General features: G+C 40.3%; 15 protein-coding genes. 13 read left to right on the forward strand and 2 right to left on the reverse strand.

Annotated elements, in window-relative coordinates:
* Positions 1 to 7 precede the first annotated feature (7 nt).
* From HHO47_RS11930 to HHO47_RS11950, 5 genes are all read left to right on the forward strand, one after another.
* A complete protein-coding gene (locus HHO47_RS11930; RefSeq protein WP_169020487.1) occupies positions 8 to 466 on the forward strand; it encodes an Lrp/AsnC family transcriptional regulator in 459 nt (152 codons plus the stop codon).
* A 122-nt stretch (positions 467 to 588) separates the two neighbouring features.
* The gene (locus HHO47_RS11935) at positions 589 to 2,145 is read left to right on the forward strand and encodes a SulP family inorganic anion transporter (RefSeq protein WP_169020488.1); all 1,557 of its coding nucleotides are present in this window, start codon (positions 589 to 591) and stop codon (positions 2,143 to 2,145) included.
* A 394-nt stretch (positions 2,146 to 2,539) separates the two neighbouring features.
* The gene (locus tag HHO47_RS11940; protein ID WP_169020489.1) at positions 2,540 to 4,153 is read left to right on the forward strand and encodes an ABC-F family ATPase; all 1,614 of its coding nucleotides are present in this window, start codon (positions 2,540 to 2,542) and stop codon (positions 4,151 to 4,153) included.
* Positions 4,154 to 4,366: 213 nt separating this feature from the next.
* Positions 4,367 to 5,878, forward strand: a complete 1,512-nt coding sequence (locus HHO47_RS11945) for a BCCT family transporter (protein WP_348981653.1) — start codon at positions 4,367 to 4,369, stop codon at positions 5,876 to 5,878.
* Between the two features lie 141 nt (positions 5,879 to 6,019).
* Positions 6,020 to 6,403 (forward strand): hypothetical protein, encoded by a 384-nt coding sequence (locus HHO47_RS11950; protein WP_169020490.1) that lies wholly within the window; start codon positions 6,020 to 6,022, stop codon positions 6,401 to 6,403.
* Here the strand turns inward: HHO47_RS11950 and fghA are convergent.
* Together fghA and HHO47_RS11960 are read right to left on the reverse strand one after the other, a co-directional pair.
* Entirely contained in the window at positions 6,357 to 7,199 is an 843-nt protein-coding gene (gene fghA, locus HHO47_RS11955; protein ID WP_169020491.1) for an S-formylglutathione hydrolase, read from the reverse strand. The genes HHO47_RS11950 and fghA overlap by 47 nt on opposite strands.
* A 57-nt stretch (positions 7,200 to 7,256) precedes the next feature.
* The gene (locus tag HHO47_RS11960; RefSeq protein ID WP_169020492.1) at positions 7,257 to 8,378 is read right to left on the reverse strand and encodes an S-(hydroxymethyl)glutathione dehydrogenase/class III alcohol dehydrogenase; all 1,122 of its coding nucleotides are present in this window, start codon (positions 8,376 to 8,378) and stop codon (positions 7,257 to 7,259) included.
* 118 nt (positions 8,379 to 8,496) lie between these two features.
* On the opposite strand from HHO47_RS11960, the gene HHO47_RS11965 reads away from it, so the two are divergent.
* From HHO47_RS11965 to HHO47_RS12000, 8 genes are all read left to right on the forward strand, one after another.
* Positions 8,497 to 9,366: a LysR family transcriptional regulator gene (locus HHO47_RS11965; protein WP_211183703.1), complete on the forward strand. Its 870-nt coding sequence runs from the start codon at positions 8,497 to 8,499 to the stop codon at positions 9,364 to 9,366.
* Between the two features lie 136 nt (positions 9,367 to 9,502).
* The gene (locus tag HHO47_RS11970) at positions 9,503 to 10,720 is read left to right on the forward strand and encodes a lipoprotein-releasing ABC transporter permease subunit (protein WP_169020493.1); all 1,218 of its coding nucleotides are present in this window, start codon (positions 9,503 to 9,505) and stop codon (positions 10,718 to 10,720) included.
* A complete protein-coding gene (gene lolD / locus HHO47_RS11975; protein WP_169020494.1) occupies positions 10,713 to 11,411 on the forward strand; it encodes a lipoprotein-releasing ABC transporter ATP-binding protein LolD in 699 nt (232 codons plus the stop codon). The genes HHO47_RS11970 and lolD overlap by 8 nt, the downstream gene beginning before the upstream one ends.
* A complete protein-coding gene (locus HHO47_RS11980) occupies positions 11,401 to 12,645 on the forward strand; it encodes a lipoprotein-releasing ABC transporter permease subunit (RefSeq protein WP_169020495.1) in 1,245 nt (414 codons plus the stop codon). The genes lolD and HHO47_RS11980 overlap by 11 nt, the downstream gene beginning before the upstream one ends.
* Positions 12,646 to 12,950: 305 nt before the next feature.
* The gene (locus HHO47_RS11985) at positions 12,951 to 14,348 is read left to right on the forward strand and encodes a M28 family peptidase (protein WP_169020496.1); all 1,398 of its coding nucleotides are present in this window, start codon (positions 12,951 to 12,953) and stop codon (positions 14,346 to 14,348) included.
* A gap of 286 nt (positions 14,349 to 14,634) precedes the next feature.
* The gene (locus tag HHO47_RS11990; protein ID WP_211183704.1) at positions 14,635 to 14,958 is read left to right on the forward strand and encodes a hypothetical protein; all 324 of its coding nucleotides are present in this window, start codon (positions 14,635 to 14,637) and stop codon (positions 14,956 to 14,958) included.
* A complete protein-coding gene (locus tag HHO47_RS11995) occupies positions 14,937 to 15,212 on the forward strand; it encodes a hypothetical protein (protein ID WP_169020497.1) in 276 nt (91 codons plus the stop codon). Before HHO47_RS11990 ends, HHO47_RS11995 begins: the two co-directional genes overlap by 22 nt.
* A 171-nt stretch (positions 15,213 to 15,383) precedes the next feature.
* A complete protein-coding gene (locus HHO47_RS12000; RefSeq protein WP_211183705.1) occupies positions 15,384 to 16,388 on the forward strand; it encodes an alpha-amylase family glycosyl hydrolase in 1,005 nt (334 codons plus the stop codon).
* Positions 16,389 to 16,715: the final 327 nt, after the last annotated feature.

Genomic DNA, 16,715 nt, shown 5'->3' on the forward strand with positions numbered 1-16,715 from the left:
AAATAAAATGCCTCTAAATCATGTTGATCGCCAAATTTTGGCACTATTACAGCAAGATGCAAGTCTTTCGACCGCTGATATTGCTGATAAAGTCGGTTTATCTCAATCACCTTGTTGGCGTCGTATTGCTAAGCTTGAGCAAGATGGTTACATTAAAGGCAAAGTTGCCTTATTGGATGAGAAAAAGCTCGGTTTTGATATGCTAGTGTACGCTCATGTTCGTTTATCAAATCATGGCCGTACAAATTTAGCTGAGTTTGAACGACTCATCCTAAGTTATGATGAAGTAACCGAATGTTATAGTATGGCGGGTACTATGGACTTTATGTTGCGGATCATTTCTAAAGGGATTGAAGGCTATGAACAGTTTGTTCGTGATAATTTATTGAATCTTGAATTTGTACAAGAAGTTCACTCAAACGTTACTATGACTTGTGTCAAACGCAGTACATCGCTGCCACTTTAATCGTATCTAATTAAGCTAGCGCTATAAAGGCGTTAGCTTGTTTCTCTTACTGCAATTGTTAACCTTAGCTTAATTTGTTAGAATTCAGCGCTTTTTTATCCCATACCCCTAAGAGGAATTTAATGTTTAACTTATTAAGCAAGGCACCAAGCTCTGCTAAAAACGATATCTTATCAGGTATAACGGTTGCCCTAGCGCTCGTTCCTGAAGCTGTTGCATTTGCGTTTGTAGCAAATGTTGAGCCTTTGGTTGGTTTATATGCAGCATTTATTGTTGGCTTGATCACCGCTATTTTTGGCGGCCGCCCAGGTATGATCTCCGGTGCAACCGGTGCACTTGCCGTTGTTATGGTAAGTTTAGTGCTAGATCATGGGGTTGAGTATCTCTTCGCGACTGTATTATTGATGGGGATACTGCAGATTCTGGCGGGGGTGTTTAAGCTCGGTAAGTTTATTCGTATGGTTCCGCATCCGGTGATGCTCGGGTTTGTAAATGGTTTAGCGATTGTTATCTTCTTAGCGCAACTAGGACAATTTAAAGTGTCTGATGGCCAAGGTGGCATGCAGTGGATGACCGGCACGCCGATGATGATCATGCTAGGGTTAGTTGCCTTAACGATGGCTATTATTCACTTTTTGCCTAAGTTGACTACAGCTGTACCATCAACATTAGTGGCTATTGTTACTGTAACCGCCATTGTGTTCGAGTTTGATTTAGAAGCGCGTACAGTACTTGATTTCTTAAAAGATATGACCGGTGACAGCGCGGCAACGATTGCTGGTGGTTTACCACAATTTCACATTCCAATGGTGCCATTTACCTTTGAAACACTGAAAATTATTTTACCTTATGCACTTATTTTAGCGGCAATTGGTTTAATTGAGTCATTATTAACTCTTAGCTTGATTGATGAAATCACAGAAACCCGTGGTCACAGTAATAAAGAATGTATAGGTCAAGGCGCTGCAAACGTTACCTGTGGTTTCTTTGGTGCGATGGGGGGCTGCGCGATGATTGGTCAATCAATGATCAACATTAACTCGGGTGGTCGTTCGCGTTTATCAGGTATTACAGCAGCATTAATGCTCTTAGCATTCATTATTTTTGCCGCAGGTTTGATTGAGATGGTGCCGCTGGCAGCATTGGTTGGCGTGATGTTTATGGTGGTATTAGGCACCTTTGAATGGGCGAGTTTCAAAATGATGAAACGCGTACCAAAATCAGATGCATTTGTCATTGTATTAGTGTCGGGTGTAACGGTGATTACGGACTTAGCAATTGCAGTATGTGTGGGTGTGATTGTGTCGGCCTTGGTATTTGCGTGGCAACATGCTAAACATATTTTTACTACAAACTATATTGATGAACAAGGTTCTAAAGTCTACGAACTTCACGGCCCATTATTTTTTGGCTCAGTAAAAAAGTTCGCGGAGTTGTTTGATGTTAAAAATGACCCTAAAGATGTTATCATCGAATTTAAATACAGCCGAGTGGCAGATCACAGCGCTATTGAAGCAATTGATACTTTAGCTGATAAATACACCAAGGCAGGTAAGCAGTTGCATTTACGCCATTTAAGCCCAGACTGTACACAGTTATTACATAAAGCGCGCGACTTAGTCGAAGTGAATGTAATAGAAGATCCAACTTATAAAGTTGCTTCAGACAAGCTTGCTTAAACGAGACGTTTGATAAAAAGCGAAGGCACTGCCGTCGCTTTTTGCTATTTTTAATGAAAGCAGGTTAAGTCTGATCAAGTAAGGCAAATAGATTTTAGTTTTAAATGTAAAGGGAGTTGTATTTTGAAGTGTATAGTTTTGCTTCCTCTTATATATTCATCAGTTCTGATGGCTGAACCTACCATTGAAGAGTCCCACAAATTAATCATGGTGAAACCCAAGGTGCTTGGTTGAATGGCCCCCCCTTTAGTTATCAGTAAAATACGACAAAGCTCGACTAGTCGTCGAGCTGTCTGTATAATTCGCGGCCTCTTTATACCGTCTTATTGCCTGTATTAACTTTTCCTTATTCAGCGAACAGTGTACTTGTCAGTATTTGCTTAGGAAATTCATTTTGATCTCTACCGCTAATATCACCATGCAGTTTGGTGCCGAACCCTTGTTCGAAAATATCTCCGCTAAATTTAGTAACGGTAATCGTTATGGCTTAATTGGTGCCAATGGATGCGGTAAGTCAACCTTCATGAAAATTCTCAATGGCTCGCTTGCGCCAACATCAGGTAACGTATCAATCGGGCCTGGCTTAAAAGTGGGTAACTTGAGCCAAGATCAATTTGCCTTTGAGCAATACTCAGTGGTTGATACTGTGATCATGGGTGACGTTGCATTATGGCAAATAAAACAAGAACGTGAACGTATTTATTCACTGCCAGAAATGAGTGAAGAAGATGGTATGAAAGTCGCTGAACTGGAAAGCGTTTTTGCTGAAATGGATGGTTACAGTGCAGAAAGCCGCGCGGGTGATATTTTATTAAAAGCGGGTATCGAAGAAGAATTTCATTTTGGTCTAATGTCACAAGTAGCCCCTGGTTGGAAGCTGCGCGTATTACTTGCGCAAGCCTTGTTTGCTAATCCAGATATTTTATTACTGGATGAACCAACCAATAACTTAGATATTCATACCATTAGCTGGTTAGAGCATGAACTCAACCAGCGTAAATGTACCATGATCATTATTTCTCATGACCGCTATTTTCTTAATGCAGTATGTACTCATATGGCTGATATTGACTATGGTGAACTGCGTATTTACCCAGGTAACTACGAAAAATACATTGAAGCATCAACACTTATTCGTGAACAATTACTTGCTGGTAATGCTAAAAAGCAATCTGAAATTGAAGAGTTACAAGATTTCGTTAACCGCTTTGGTGCTAATGCATCAAAAGCAAAACAAGCGAGTTCACGTGCAAAGCGTATGGATAAAATTAGTTTAGATGAAGTTAAATCATCAAGCCGTATGGCTCCGTCATTGTATTTTGATGAAGGTAAAAAGATGCACCGCCAAGCATTGATCTTAGAAGACTTTGGCCATGGTTTTGATGGCGAAGTATTATTTGCAGGTGGCGAATTAATTTTAGAAGCCGGTTCTAAATTAGCGATCATTGGTGAGAATGGTGTTGGTAAATCAACTTTTATTCGCTGTTTAGTGGGCGAACTTGAAGCTAATCACGGTGTAGTAAAATGGTCAGAAAATGCATCAATTGGCTATTGTCCGCAAGATAGTAGTAAAGACTTTGATAACGATTTAACCTTATTTGATTGGATGTCACAGTGGCGAACAGCCAAGCACAATGATTTAATGGTGCGTGGCATGTTAGGTCGGTTATTGTTTACTGCGGATGATGCGAATAAAAAAGCTAAAAACTGCTCAGGTGGTGAGAAAAATCGCCTATTGTTTGGTAAATTAATGATGCAAGACGTAAATGTGTTGGTGATGGATGAGCCGACAAACCACATGGATATCGAAGCTATTGAGGCGCTTAATAATGCATTAAAAGGCTTTGAAGGTACGCTGATTTTTGTCAGCCATGACCGTGAGTTTGTTTCATCATTGGCAACCCGTATTATTGATATTCGTGACAAAGAAGTGGTTAATTTCCACGGCACCTTTAACGAGTTTATGGCAAGCCAACAAGAGCAAGCGAAGCTGTTGGCTGCAAAGTAACGTAGTACGCTTTAAAAACCGACTTAGGTCGGTTTTTTTGTACCTACCTTATCCTCAACAGAATGTCAGCGTACATATTGTATTAAATAATTTTAATTGTTTAACTTGTGAAAATGATCTCGTTTTTCATGAGATTAGCTAGCCATAAATGCTAATTTGATATCAGTCTAAAAGCGCCGTATTCTTAGCATTGATTATTTTTAAGGTATCAGTGTGGCAATTCGACCTCATTTTTTTAAACTTACCGCTAATCTTGAAAAACTAGCGCTCACCTTGTGCGTGCTATTTGTTGGCGCAGCTCTATTATTTCCAGATATGCTCACCGCGCATATTCAACCACTGATCATTAATGCATTATCAGTGTTGGGGGGACCGTTTTTTCTGTTAGTTAATTTTTTATTGATAAGCGTTATTGTGCTGGCCATAAGCCCACTCGGGCAACGTAAAGTAGGTGGAGAGCATGCATCCGTTGAGTTTTCAACTTTTGGTTGGTTGTCAATGTTATTTGCTGCTGGGATGGGATCGGGTTTAATTTTTTGGGGCGTAGCTGAGCCCGCAATGCACGTATTGCAACCGCCATTAAAGCAAAGTCTTTATCCTGATAGACAAGGTGCTGCATTGGCTATTACATTAGTAAACTGGGGCGCGCATGCGTGGGCTCTCTATGCAGTATTTGGTTTAGTTTTAGGTGGTTTGAGCCATAACAGTGGCAAACCGGGAGATATAAGTGCTCCTGTCTTGAGTGTAACAACTTTATTTTTAAGTCGTGTAGGGCAACTAAAGTGTAAATATGTGATCCAGTTAGTGGCCATTTTAGCTATTTTTTTTGGTGTTGTTGGCACTATTGCAAATTCAACGTTATTACTACGCAAAGGGATTGAACTTGAGCTTGGTATTAACTCGCCTTGGTTAGTTGGTCTGACTATTATTATGTTATTAGCGCTGCTGTATAGCTTGTCTGCGCGCTTAGGATTAAAAAAGGGCATTCAAACACTCAGCCAATTTAATGTTTTTTTAGCGTTTGGAGTACTTCTTTGGCTCATCATGATGGTACCACTACAACCGATTATAGATGTGGCGGTCAGTGGCAGTAAGTATTATATCCATTTATTAGTAACTGGAACTTGGCAGTTTGCTAGTCAATTAAACGAGCCTGCATGGGGAAATAGCTGGACCTATAATTATTATTTTTGGTGGTTAGCGTGGGGGCCATTTGTTGGTGTGTTTTTAGCTAAAATAAGTCAAGGTCGGCCAGTTTGGCAATACATTGTTGGTGTAGTGGTCGTGCCTACTTTAGTTACTTTAATTTGGTTTAGTGTTTTTTCGGGATCTGCTATTGCTTGGGATAGCGGCCATAGTAGCGGCATTATGGCCGCTATTAAAACTGATTATACACAAGGTTTATTTGTGTTTTTTAAGCAGCTAGGTTGGCAAGGGGCCGTGCTTATTTGGTCGAGCTTATTATTATTACTGATATTTGTTGCTACTTCGGCTGACTCTGCAATTTTAGTGATCCGTAATTTAGCAGGGACAAAAAGTAGTCATCGTTCTAGTTTGTATGTGTGGTCTTTTACTTTAGCTTTAAGTAGTTGGGTATTGTTATTACAAAATAATGAATTACTTAACCGTAGCATTGCAATAATTGGTGCAGTGCCTTTTTTGTTTATTTTTATTTTGCAGCTAATTGGTTTTGTGAAAGAATTTATGGCTGAGCTACAAGAGTAAGCCTAGCGTTACTTGCTTTTATGTTAGTTTTGTTTGTTCAATTTATTACTATGATATGACAGTTTTTTACAGTTTTTTTTATTTTGTTAGTTATAGTAAGCATTAGGAAATATATAAACAACCGAACGGAGTTTTTTAATTATGTATAAGCGAACTATTTTGATGTTATTTGCAAGCCAGTTACTCACCGCATGCACGGTTGCGGGGGTGCTTGCCGACAACGCTATTTATACAAAAGCAGGTGATAATTACCATACGGATTTAGCGCTTTCTCCGGCACATGTTGCACCACAAAAAGTAGTGCTAATTGGTGAACAACAGGCTTTATCGTTTACTCATGTGGGTATTGAGGTAGATAGGTTTTTGGTTGGCTTAGTGCAGCAGCAAGCAGAGCTGCAAGTGATCTGTAAAAGAGTGACTAAAACACTAAAAGAGTGTGAGGAAGTAACCGTTGACAACCTCACACAGAAACAAACTATTACGCCTGCAAATACGATTGATGAAATAATAGGTGTTCGTCAATAAAGCTACTGATAAAAAAGTAACTATGATCATAACCTGCATGCATATTAATTTCTGCGGGGTAGCCTTGCTCATTCACTTTCTTAAATAAGTTTTCAGTTTTTAGTTGTTCAACTAAAAAGTTATCAGCTTCACCTTGATCAATACGCATTGGCAGGTGATCAGTTGCATTGGCCTGATCCATTAACTCGCAGGTATCATATTGTGTCCATGTCGATTTATCACTGCCTAAATAGTGACTAAACGCTTTTTGTCCCCACGGACAGTTAATTGGGTTAACAATTGGGCTGAACGCAGATGTACTGGTGTAATTTTGTGGATTCCGCAGTGCAATCATCAACGCGCCATGACCCCCCATAGAGTGACCACTAATTGCTTTTTTGTCGGTCACTGGAAAGTGTTGATCAATTAAAGCGGGTAGTTCATTTACCACATACTCATACATATTGTAGTGAGTGTTGTAGGGTGCTTGCGTGGCATTAACATAAAAACCTGCGCCTTGACCAAAGTCATAACTGTCTTCGTCTGGCACAGTGTCGCCACGAGGACTAGTATCAGGGGCTACAATGGCAATGCCTAACTCAGCAGCCATTTTGAAGGCACCGGCTTTTTGCATAAAATTTTCATCCGTACAGGTTAAGCCTGATAACCAATACAACACCGGTACTTTATTCGTTTGGCTGGCACCGGGTGGCAAGAAAATAGCAAACCGCATTGGGCAATGAGTGCTTGTAGATGTATGGCTGTATTGCTTGTGCCAGCCACCGCTGACTTTCGTGGCGCTTAAATTATCTAACATGTGATCCTCGCTTACATGCCACCTAGCTAAAACGCTACGTGGCATGTGTACCTTATATTAGTAATGAATGACAGTACGAATACTTTTGCCTTCATGCATTAAATCAAACGCGTCGTTTATGTCTTCAAGGCCCATGGTGTGGGTGATAAAGTCATTTAACGCAAATTCGCCAGCCATGTAACGTTCAACAATCTCAGGTAGCTGTGAACGACCTTTAACACCACCAAATGCGCTACCACGCCAGACGCGGCCTGTGACTAGTTGAAACGGGCGAGTTGAAATTTCTTGCCCTGCACCGGCAACACCAATGATCACCGATTCCCCCCAACCTTTATGACAACATTCAAGGGCAGAGCGCATCACATCAACGTTACCAATACATTCAAATGAGTAGTCAACACCGCCATCGGTCATCTCGACAATCACTGCTTGGATTGGCTTGTCGAAATCTTTTGGATTAACTAAGTCGGTAGCACCAAGTTTGGTTGCAAGATCAAACTTAGAGGTATTAATATCAATACCAATAATACGGCTAGCCCCAGCCATTTTCGCGCCGATAATTGCCGATAGACCAATACCACCTAAACCAAAGATAGCAACGGTATCACCGACTTGGACTTTTGCAGTGTTTGTGACCGCCCCCATACCAGTTGTAACACCACACCCCAATAAGCAAATTTCTTCAAGTGATGCTGCTTTGTTTACTTTTGCTAATGAGATTTCTGGCAGTACTGTGTATTCAGAAAAGGTAGACGTCCCCATGTAGTGATAAATTGGTTGTCCGTCTTTGAAAAAGCGAGTGGTGCCATCTGGCATTAAACCCTTGCCTTGCGTTTCGCGTACAGCAGAGCACAGGTTGGTTTTACCTGAAGTACACATTTTACATTCACCACATTCTGCGGTGTATAAAGGAATAACGTGATCGCCAACTTCTACACTAGTAACGCCGTCGCCTACAGCGTAAACCACTCCAGCGCCTTCATGGCCTAAAATGGCGGGGAAAATACCTTCAGGATCGGCACCCGATAATGTAAATGCATCGGTGTGGCATACACCAGTAGCAGTGATTTTTACCATTACTTCGCCTTTTTTAGGCATCATTACATCCACTTCTTCTACTGATAGTGATTGGTTTGGCCCCCAAGCAATTGCGGCTTTTGATTTTATAAATTCAGACATAGTAACTCTCTTGCTGGTTAAATATGAAAATGACTTGAAAAACAATAGCGCTATTTTATTTGTTTCTCAAATAATGTTAATCTTCATTTTAATAAAACACTTTTACAGTATAGTAATAATGAGTCGCTGGTTAGGCATAGATGAATTTATCGCAGTCGGTGAAGAGGGCAGTTTTACCCGCGCTGCAACCGCATTAGAGGTATCCGTTGCACATATAAGCCGCCACATAACACAATTAGAGCAGCGTTTAAATACTCAATTATTAACGCGGACTACCCGTAAAGTGCTCTTGACCAAAGAAGGTGAAGCATTTTTACATCAAATAAAGCATTTACAGTATGCGATGGATGATGCCACAGCGTTACTTGCGCAGCAGCAAAACACACCGAAAGGTAAAATTAAACTCACAGCGCCCGTTATGTATGGTGAAACATTTGTCATGCCCGCGGTACATACCTTTATGCAGCAGCACCCCGATGTAGAAGTAGTGATGGCGTTGAGTAATGAGCAAGAAAATTTACTTGAGGGTGGCTTTGATTTAGCTATTCGCCTTGGTCATTTAAAAGACTCTAGCTTAAAAGCGCGACGATTAAGTGCACGTCACTTTGTGATTTGTTGCTCAAAAACCTATTTAGCCCGTTTTGGCGAACCTCACACATTAGCTGAATTACAGCACCATCAATGCTTAGTCGGCAACAGCAGTTATTGGCGGGTGTGCGAGCAAGGGCATGATAAACATATCAAAATTGCTGGGCGGTTACAGTGTAATAGTGGCTGGGCGTTAGTTGATGCGGCAAAAAAAGGGTTAGGAATTATTCAACTACCTAATTATTACATTGAAAGTGATTTAGCCGCGGGTAACTTAGTGCCAATATTAACCAATAATCAGCCAAAACCAGAAGGTGTCTGGGGAGTGTACCCTCCGCGACAATTTGTAGCGACCAATGTAAGAGCATTACTCGATCACCTTATTGAATCTCTAAACTAAAGTCTAAATAAAGCGGCTTAATTTTGATACAGCAGTTGATTTGTCATGAATTTTTACACTTTTGCGCATACCCAATGGCGCTTTATTTATGCTAGTATGAGCGCTGAATTGGCATTAAATGTGACCATAAATAATTATGTTTCAACCTGTTAGCCTGTTTATCGGGCTGAGATACAGTCGCTCCTCGAAAGGGAACGCATTTATCTCTTTTATTTCGTTTTTCTCCATTGCCGGTATCGCCATTGGTTTAATGGCATTATTTACTGTCAGCTCAGTGATGAATGGTTTTGAAAATAACCTTAAAACCAATATGTTGGGCCTCATTCCTCATGTTGAAATTGCGTCTGATGGACAAACTAAAGCACAAATGATCCAGCTGCAAGATACGGTTATTACTTCCAAATTTGTTAAACGAGCGAGTTTATACCGCCATGGTGAAGCCATTTTACAAACCAATCGCGATTTACATGGCGTGCTATTGCAAGGTTTGTACGACGATAACGCATCGCTTTATAAAATCAGTGATAAAGTTATTCAAGGTAATTGGCAAACAGTAATGACATCGCGCTATCACATTGCGGTTAGTCGTTATTTAACACGTAAACTGGGAATTGGTTTAGGTGATAAAGTGCGGGTGATCATGCCTAATGCGTCAACCTATACACCTTTAGGTCGCGTACCAAGCCAACGTTTGTTCACCGTTGCTGCCATTTATGAAACAGGTTCTGAAATTGATATGGGACTTGCTTTTACTAGTGGCGAATCGCTACAACGGGTACTAAAGTTACCACAAAGTAGTGCTCCAAATTTGAGTATCTCACTGAACGATCCTTTTCAACTAGACGCCTTTAGCGCTTCCGCTAGTGCAATTTTAAGTCAATATACCGTCACCGATTGGCGCCAGTCACAAGGCACTTTGTTTGCAGCAGTTGCAATGGAAAAACGCATTATGTCGATGCTGCTGGCGCTGATTGTGTTAGTGGCGGTATTTAATATTGTTTCTGCGTTGACCATGATGGTGAGCGAAAAACAAAGTGAAGTGGCTATTTTACAAACGCTTGGCTTAACGCCGGCTCAAGTGCAGCAAGTATTTATGATCCAAGGTTTGTACAATGGTTTAATTGGCACCAGTATAGGGGCTGCGCTTGGTTTATTACTCAGCGCTTACATTAATGAAGTGTTGGCAGGCATTGGCTTAAATCTGTTAACAGGGATTGCCTTACCAGTTAAATTTGACGTAATGAGCTTATCACTCATCGCCGTAGGCAGTATTACCATGAGCTTTTTAGCCACTTTATATCCGGCGCGTAAAGCTGCCAATGTTAGCCCAGCAGAGGTATTGCGCTATGAATGATTTAGTTATCCAATGTGAACAGTTAAGCAAAGTGTATCAAGATGGTGAAAATCACGTTGAAGTTTTAAAAGGGGTTGATTTAACCTTACAACAAGGTGAGATGCTGGCTATTGTTGGCAGCTCTGGTTCTGGTAAAAGTACGTTACTGCACATTTTGGGGACTTTGGATTCACAAAGTGCCGGTGTGGCAAAAATTAAAGGTCAACAAGTTGCTAAGCTATCACGTGCTGAGCAAGCAAAATTTCGTAATGAGCATTTAGGGTTTATTTATCAGTTCCATCATTTATTAATGGAGTTTAACGCGTTAGAAAATGTTGCGATGCCGTTGTTGATCAAAGGTCTCAGCGCTAAAAAAGCCAATGCTAAAGCCCTCGTAATGCTCGATAAAGTAGGGTTATCGCACCGTAGTAGCCATAAACCTTCTATGTTATCTGGTGGTGAACGCCAGCGGGTGGCAATTGCGCGGGCATTGGTGAGCGAACCTGATTTAGTATTGGCCGATGAGCCAACAGGTAACTTAGATAAACAAAATGCGATTAAAATTTACGATTTGATCAAAGAACTAAATCGCAGTTTGAATACCAGCTTTGTGGTAGTGACTCATGATTTAGAATTAGCCAACAAACTTGGCAAAATTGCTTATCTTGATGATGGGAAATTGGCAATTAAAGAGGCGAGCCATGTTGCTTAGTGCCTATTTAAGTAAACGTTTTAGAGCAAGCTCCGGCAGCAACGATGAAAAAAATGGCTTTGTTAGTTTTATTGCCAAAGCGTCAACCATTGGTATTTTACTCGGCGTTGCAGTGTTAATTGTTGCTTTGTCGGTGATCAATGGCTTTGAACAACAACTAGTACATCGCTTATTAAGCGTTGTGCCACAAGTTGAATATGTTGCGCCTAATCGTCCTATTGATAACTGGCCGGATAAAGTCCAAAAGCTGTCAGAGCAACGTGGCGTAACCGGTGCAGCACCTTTTATTAGTGTCAATGGCATGGCGCAATACAAAAGTGAACTAAAAGCGGTTGAAGTGCGAGGGGTTGAGCCTGCTCTAGAAAGTGACGTATCGGCGGTTAATCAGTTTACCCATGGCAAGTTGGTCAGCCAAATAAGCGAAGACGAAATTATTTTAGGCCAACAAATTGTTAAACAATTAGGTGTTAAGCAAGGGGAGTTAATTACCTTATTGATCCCACAAGTTAACGAGATAAGTACTGAGATTTTAGCACCTAAAAGGGTCACTTTAAGCCTTGCGGGTATTATTGAAATGGGTGGCCCTATTGATAGTTCTGCTGCCTTCATCCATCTCAGTAAGGCGCAATCAGTACTTGGTTATGAGCCACTGCAAGTAACAGGGCTTCGCTTAGCAGTAACCGATGTTTTTCAAGCGCACCAAATTGCGCTACGGGTTGGCCAAACAATTGATGATTATGTTTATATCTCTAGCTGGTTTAGAACCCAAGGTAGCTTATACCAAGATATACAAATGGTCAGAACCATTGTTTATATTGTGGTGTTTTTAATCATTGCGGTGGCAAGTTTTAATATTGTTTCGTCATTAGTGATGGAAGTACGTGAAAAACAGGCCAACATAGCGATATTAAAAACCATGGGCGCTAAAGACAGTACGATATTAGCGACCTTTATTTTACAAGGACTTAGCCAAGCATTTATTGGCGTGGTACTGGGCTCATTTATAGGTGTGATAGTGGCGCTGAACATCAGTGAGCTTTTTACTCTACTGAGTCAGTTGTTAGGCTCAAACCCGTTGGAAGGGGTCTATTTCATTGAATTTTTACCGAGTAAATTAGTGTGGCAAGATATTGTTATAACGGTAATTGTGACTTTTGTGCTCGCGGTACTGGCAACCATTTACCCCGCATGGCAGGCAACGCGTGTTGATCCTGCTAAAGTGCTTGGTAATTGATCACGTTTTATTAAAGCGTTTTTATGTACAGTTATCCAAAAGTGATAGACTACTGGTTTGATGAATTAGGTGCGTCAGTTGGTTGGCTTATCTTACTCTGGAATTTACTTTGGCTAATAATGATATTTTACGCTGCCTTCGGTATACCGTTAATAAATGTGCCCAATACAGTGCTGTTGGGCATACCCTCAAAATATCCCCCTTTATTATTATTAAACGAATAATATGGATGCTTGTCTCAAAACTCTTTGAACTATGAATTTACTCACGTAATGTGAGTGTATCTAATAAAAAGAGTAGCAATCATGTCTAGGCAAATTAAAACCTCATTATCATCTTTAAATGCGGCTATGTTATGTAGCACTTTATTAGTATCTAGCGCTGTCTTTGCGACGCAATTGAATTATCAAGATCAAGAAAAACTCCATCAAATTGCTGCTGATGTATCCGCAAAACGGATTGCTAATGACATTCAAACATTGGTTGATTTTGGTACTCGTCATACATTATCAGAGACTAACTCAAGCCGTCGTGGTATTGGTGCCGCAAGACGTTGGATAAAAGCCGAGTTTGAAAAAATATCAGCCCAATGCGGCGGCTGTTTAGAGGTTTTAGAAGTTAAAGATACCATCTCTGGTGAAAAGCGTATTCCTAACTCTGTTGAAGTGGTTAATATCATTGCTATTCAACGCGGCAGTGATGAACCAAACCGCATGGTGATAATGTCGGGTGATATTGACTCGCGCGTTAGTGATGTAATGGATTTTACCAGTGACTCCCCAGGTGCAAATGATAATGCATCAGGTGTTGCAGGTGTGATTGAATCAGCGCGGGTATTGTCTAAACATAAATTTAATGGCTCAATTGTTTATGCAGCACTCTCTGGAGAAGAGCAGGGACTATTTGGCGGTAAAATACTCGCTGAATATGCCCAACAAAAAAACTGGCAAGTGCATGGCGTACTTAATAATGACATGATTGGTAATATCACTGGCATCAATGGTGTAACTGATAACACCACTGCGCGTATTTTCTCTGAAGGTACACGGGTTATTGAAACCAAAGAGCAAGCCCATAAACGCCGCTTTACCGGTGGCGAGGTCGATTCTGCAAGCCGAAACTTAGCGCGTTATATTGATACCATTGCAGACCGATATATTCCAAATTTAGATACCATGTTGGTTTATAGACTCGACCGTTTTGGGCGCGGTGGGCATCACCGCCCATTTAACGACATGGGCTATGCCGCTGTGAGGGTGATGGAAACCAACGAAAATTACAATCATCAACATCAAGACCTACGTACAGAAAATGGTATTGTTTATGGTGACACGATCGACGGTGTAGATTTTGATTACACTGCAAAACTCACCTCACTTAATGCTGTAAGTCTTGCCTCTATGGCGTGGGCACCCGCACCACCAAAAGGCGTGGAAATATCTGGTGCGGTAAAACCAAGTACAACATTAAAATGGCAAAAGAACACCGATAAAACCACCGTTGGCTACAGAATTTACTGGCGTTATACCAGTGAACCACAATGGCAGTTTAGCCGCTATGTTGGCGATGTAAACGAAGCGACATTAACAAATGTAGTGATCGACAACTATTACTTTGGTGTAGCCGCCGTTAATAAAGACGGCATTGAATCCCCCGTGGTATTTCCCGGTGACGTAGGTGCATTTGAGCAGGATATAAAATAATTAACTATGCGTAGCGCAAGCCTCGATTGCGCTACCGCTATATTGTTTCAGCCATAAATAATAGCAGTAGGGCGGTGACAATAAATGCACGCTGTAATTTACACCGTTATAATTCGTTGCAGCGATATTGCAACTAAAATTCTCGCTATGGGAGTGACGAGTTTTTGTTGCCATCTTCAAGTGTATATTTTATGAATAAATTTGATTTAGAAAAATTAGTAGAAATTAGAGTTGCTGAATCTAAGGCACTACTAGATTCTAATAATTTCCACGGTGCGTATTATACTTGGCAGGGTATGCTTTAGAATGCGCTTTCAAAGCTTGTATAGCGAAACAAGTAAAAGAGTTTGATTTCCCAAATAAGCAACTGGCAAATGCCAGTCATACACACAAACTGCCTGAGTTGTTAGGGACGGCAGGTTTAAAGCAAAAATTAACTCAAAAAGAAAAAGAAGATCAAGAGTTTAGTTTAAACTGGGCTGTAGCAAAAGATTGGACAGAAACTTCAAGGTACGATTGTACTATCGAACAAACAAGAGCTGTAGATCTATTTAATGCAGTTACAGATAACGAATCAGGAATATTGGCATGGCTAAAGACATATTGGTAACAGAAATTTTGTCTGAAAACATGACAAAATCTGGAGCAGAGTTAATTCGAAGATTGGATAACTCTAACTCAGAGGTAAAGACTGCTTTGTGGCTTTATTTTCCAGAGGAAAAAAATTGGAAGCTAATTATAGCATCACCTTTAGTGGGTAAAAATGGACCAAAGGCGTTTTATAAAAGAATCATAGATTCAAATAATGAGGCAAATGAAGAAGAATATGTTGTTTCAAGAAACAAAATAGAAGAAACAAAATAGAAACAAAATAGGACAGGCACAAAAAAGAAACAAAATAGGACAGGCACAAAAAGAAAACAAAATAGTGAAACAAAATAGAGTGAAACAAAATAGGACAGGCATAAAATCGTTTGCAAAAATCACAGCATCAACTACTGTTGTTATATACAGTTAAAATAAAGTTGATATTTTATGACTCGCGCAAGAAAAAATCTGATTGATTTAGCATCGACATCTTATTATCACTTAATCTCACGATGTGTTAGACGAGCGTTTTTGTGCGGAGATGATAAATATACAGGTAAAAACTTTGATCATCGACGGGAGTGGCTAGTCGATCGAATAAAGTTGTTAAGTAGTGTATTTGCCATAGAAATTGCTGCTTATGCAGTTATGAGCAATCACTACCACCTTGTTGTGAACGTCAATAGGCGTCAAGCACTTGATTGGTCTGATGATGAAGTAATTAACCGTTGGTATCAGCTTTATAACGGCCATGTTTTAGTCGATCGTCACTTAAAAGGTGAGCGGTTAGATAAGCCAAGTTTGCTCTATTTCAATGAGATCATCGATAAGTGGCGAGAAAGATTGTATGACATCAGCTGGTATATGAAAAACCTCAATGAGTACATTGCCCGCGAGGCGAATAAAGAAGATAACTGCACAGGAAAATACTGGGAAGGACGCTATAAATCACAAGCATTATTAGATGAAACCGCAGTACTCAGTTGCATGGCTTATGTTGATTTGAACCCTATCAGAGCAAACATAGCTGATACGCTTGAAGACAGTGATTTCACCTCAATTCAAGAACGTATAGCGCATTTCAAAGCTTTTACTACAGACACGGTTAAAGCGAACAAGCTTCTCAAACAAAAAGACAATATTCAGCATGAAAGTCAACCAGCACAGCTAAAACCATTTGGTGGTAATCACATTACACACACGATCCCCTTTGCCTTACTGGATTATTTTGAATTAGTCGACTGGAGTGGCCGCCACCTAGATCCAAAGAAAAAAGGGCATATCAATAAAACTATGCCAAAAGTGCTGCTTACTTTAAATATAGAAGAAACACAATGGCTTGAATCAATAAAGCGATTTAGGCAGCAGTACTCAAATTTTGCTGGTAGCAAACAACGGTTAAAGCAACAAGCCGCCAGCAACGATGTAAAATGGTACAAAGGCACAGGCTAAACAAATTCAGCCCATTAAATTATTGGTACAAAGTAAAGAATTCAATTTTTAGCTTATCTTTATAACCTAAAATCCCTCCCAAGCGACTCAACTCTACACTCTATAGCAAGCTGAGTGAAAAAATAATGGTAAGGTTACCTACAACGGGAAAATAGCGTAATCTTTCTCAAGGAAATATGTGCCTGTCCCTTTTTATTCTTTGGTAGCAAACAACGGTTAAAGCAACAAGCCGCCAGCAACGATGTAAAATGGTACAAAGGCACAGGCTAAACAAATTCAGCCCATTAAATTATTGGTACAAAGTAAAGAATTCAATTTTTAGCTTAT

Source organism: Pseudoalteromonas arctica, from assembly GCF_012927645.1.
GTDB lineage: Bacteria > Pseudomonadota > Gammaproteobacteria > Enterobacterales > Alteromonadaceae > Pseudoalteromonas > Pseudoalteromonas arctica_A.

What these genes read in the sequence shown, in the direction of transcription:
- lolD (WP_169020494.1), top strand. Translation starts at nt 10,713, where the DNA reads ATGAATGATTTAGTTATCCAATGTGAACAGTTAAGCAAAGTGTATCAA.
- HHO47_RS11980 (WP_169020495.1), top strand. Translation starts at nt 11,401, where the DNA reads ATGTTGCTTAGTGCCTATTTAAGTAAACGTTTTAGAGCAAGCTCCGGC.
- HHO47_RS12000 (WP_211183705.1), top strand. Translation starts at nt 15,384, where the DNA reads ATGACTCGCGCAAGAAAAAATCTGATTGATTTAGCATCGACATCTTAT.
- HHO47_RS11950 (WP_169020490.1), top strand. Translation starts at nt 6,020, where the DNA reads ATGTATAAGCGAACTATTTTGATGTTATTTGCAAGCCAGTTACTCACC.
- HHO47_RS11970 (WP_169020493.1), top strand. Translation starts at nt 9,503, where the DNA reads ATGTTTCAACCTGTTAGCCTGTTTATCGGGCTGAGATACAGTCGCTCC.
- HHO47_RS11965 (WP_211183703.1), top strand. Translation starts at nt 8,497, where the DNA reads ATGAGTCGCTGGTTAGGCATAGATGAATTTATCGCAGTCGGTGAAGAG.
- HHO47_RS11935 (WP_169020488.1), top strand. Translation starts at nt 589, where the DNA reads ATGTTTAACTTATTAAGCAAGGCACCAAGCTCTGCTAAAAACGATATC.
- HHO47_RS11960 (WP_169020492.1), bottom strand. Translation starts at nt 8,378, where the DNA reads ATGTCTGAATTTATAAAATCAAAAGCCGCAATTGCTTGGGGGCCAAAC.
- fghA (WP_169020491.1), bottom strand. Translation starts at nt 7,199, where the DNA reads ATGTTAGATAATTTAAGCGCCACGAAAGTCAGCGGTGGCTGGCACAAG.
- HHO47_RS11995 (WP_169020497.1), top strand. Translation starts at nt 14,937, where the DNA reads ATGGCTAAAGACATATTGGTAACAGAAATTTTGTCTGAAAACATGACA.
- HHO47_RS11930 (WP_169020487.1), top strand. Translation starts at nt 8, where the DNA reads ATGCCTCTAAATCATGTTGATCGCCAAATTTTGGCACTATTACAGCAA.
- HHO47_RS11985 (WP_169020496.1), top strand. Translation starts at nt 12,951, where the DNA reads ATGTCTAGGCAAATTAAAACCTCATTATCATCTTTAAATGCGGCTATG.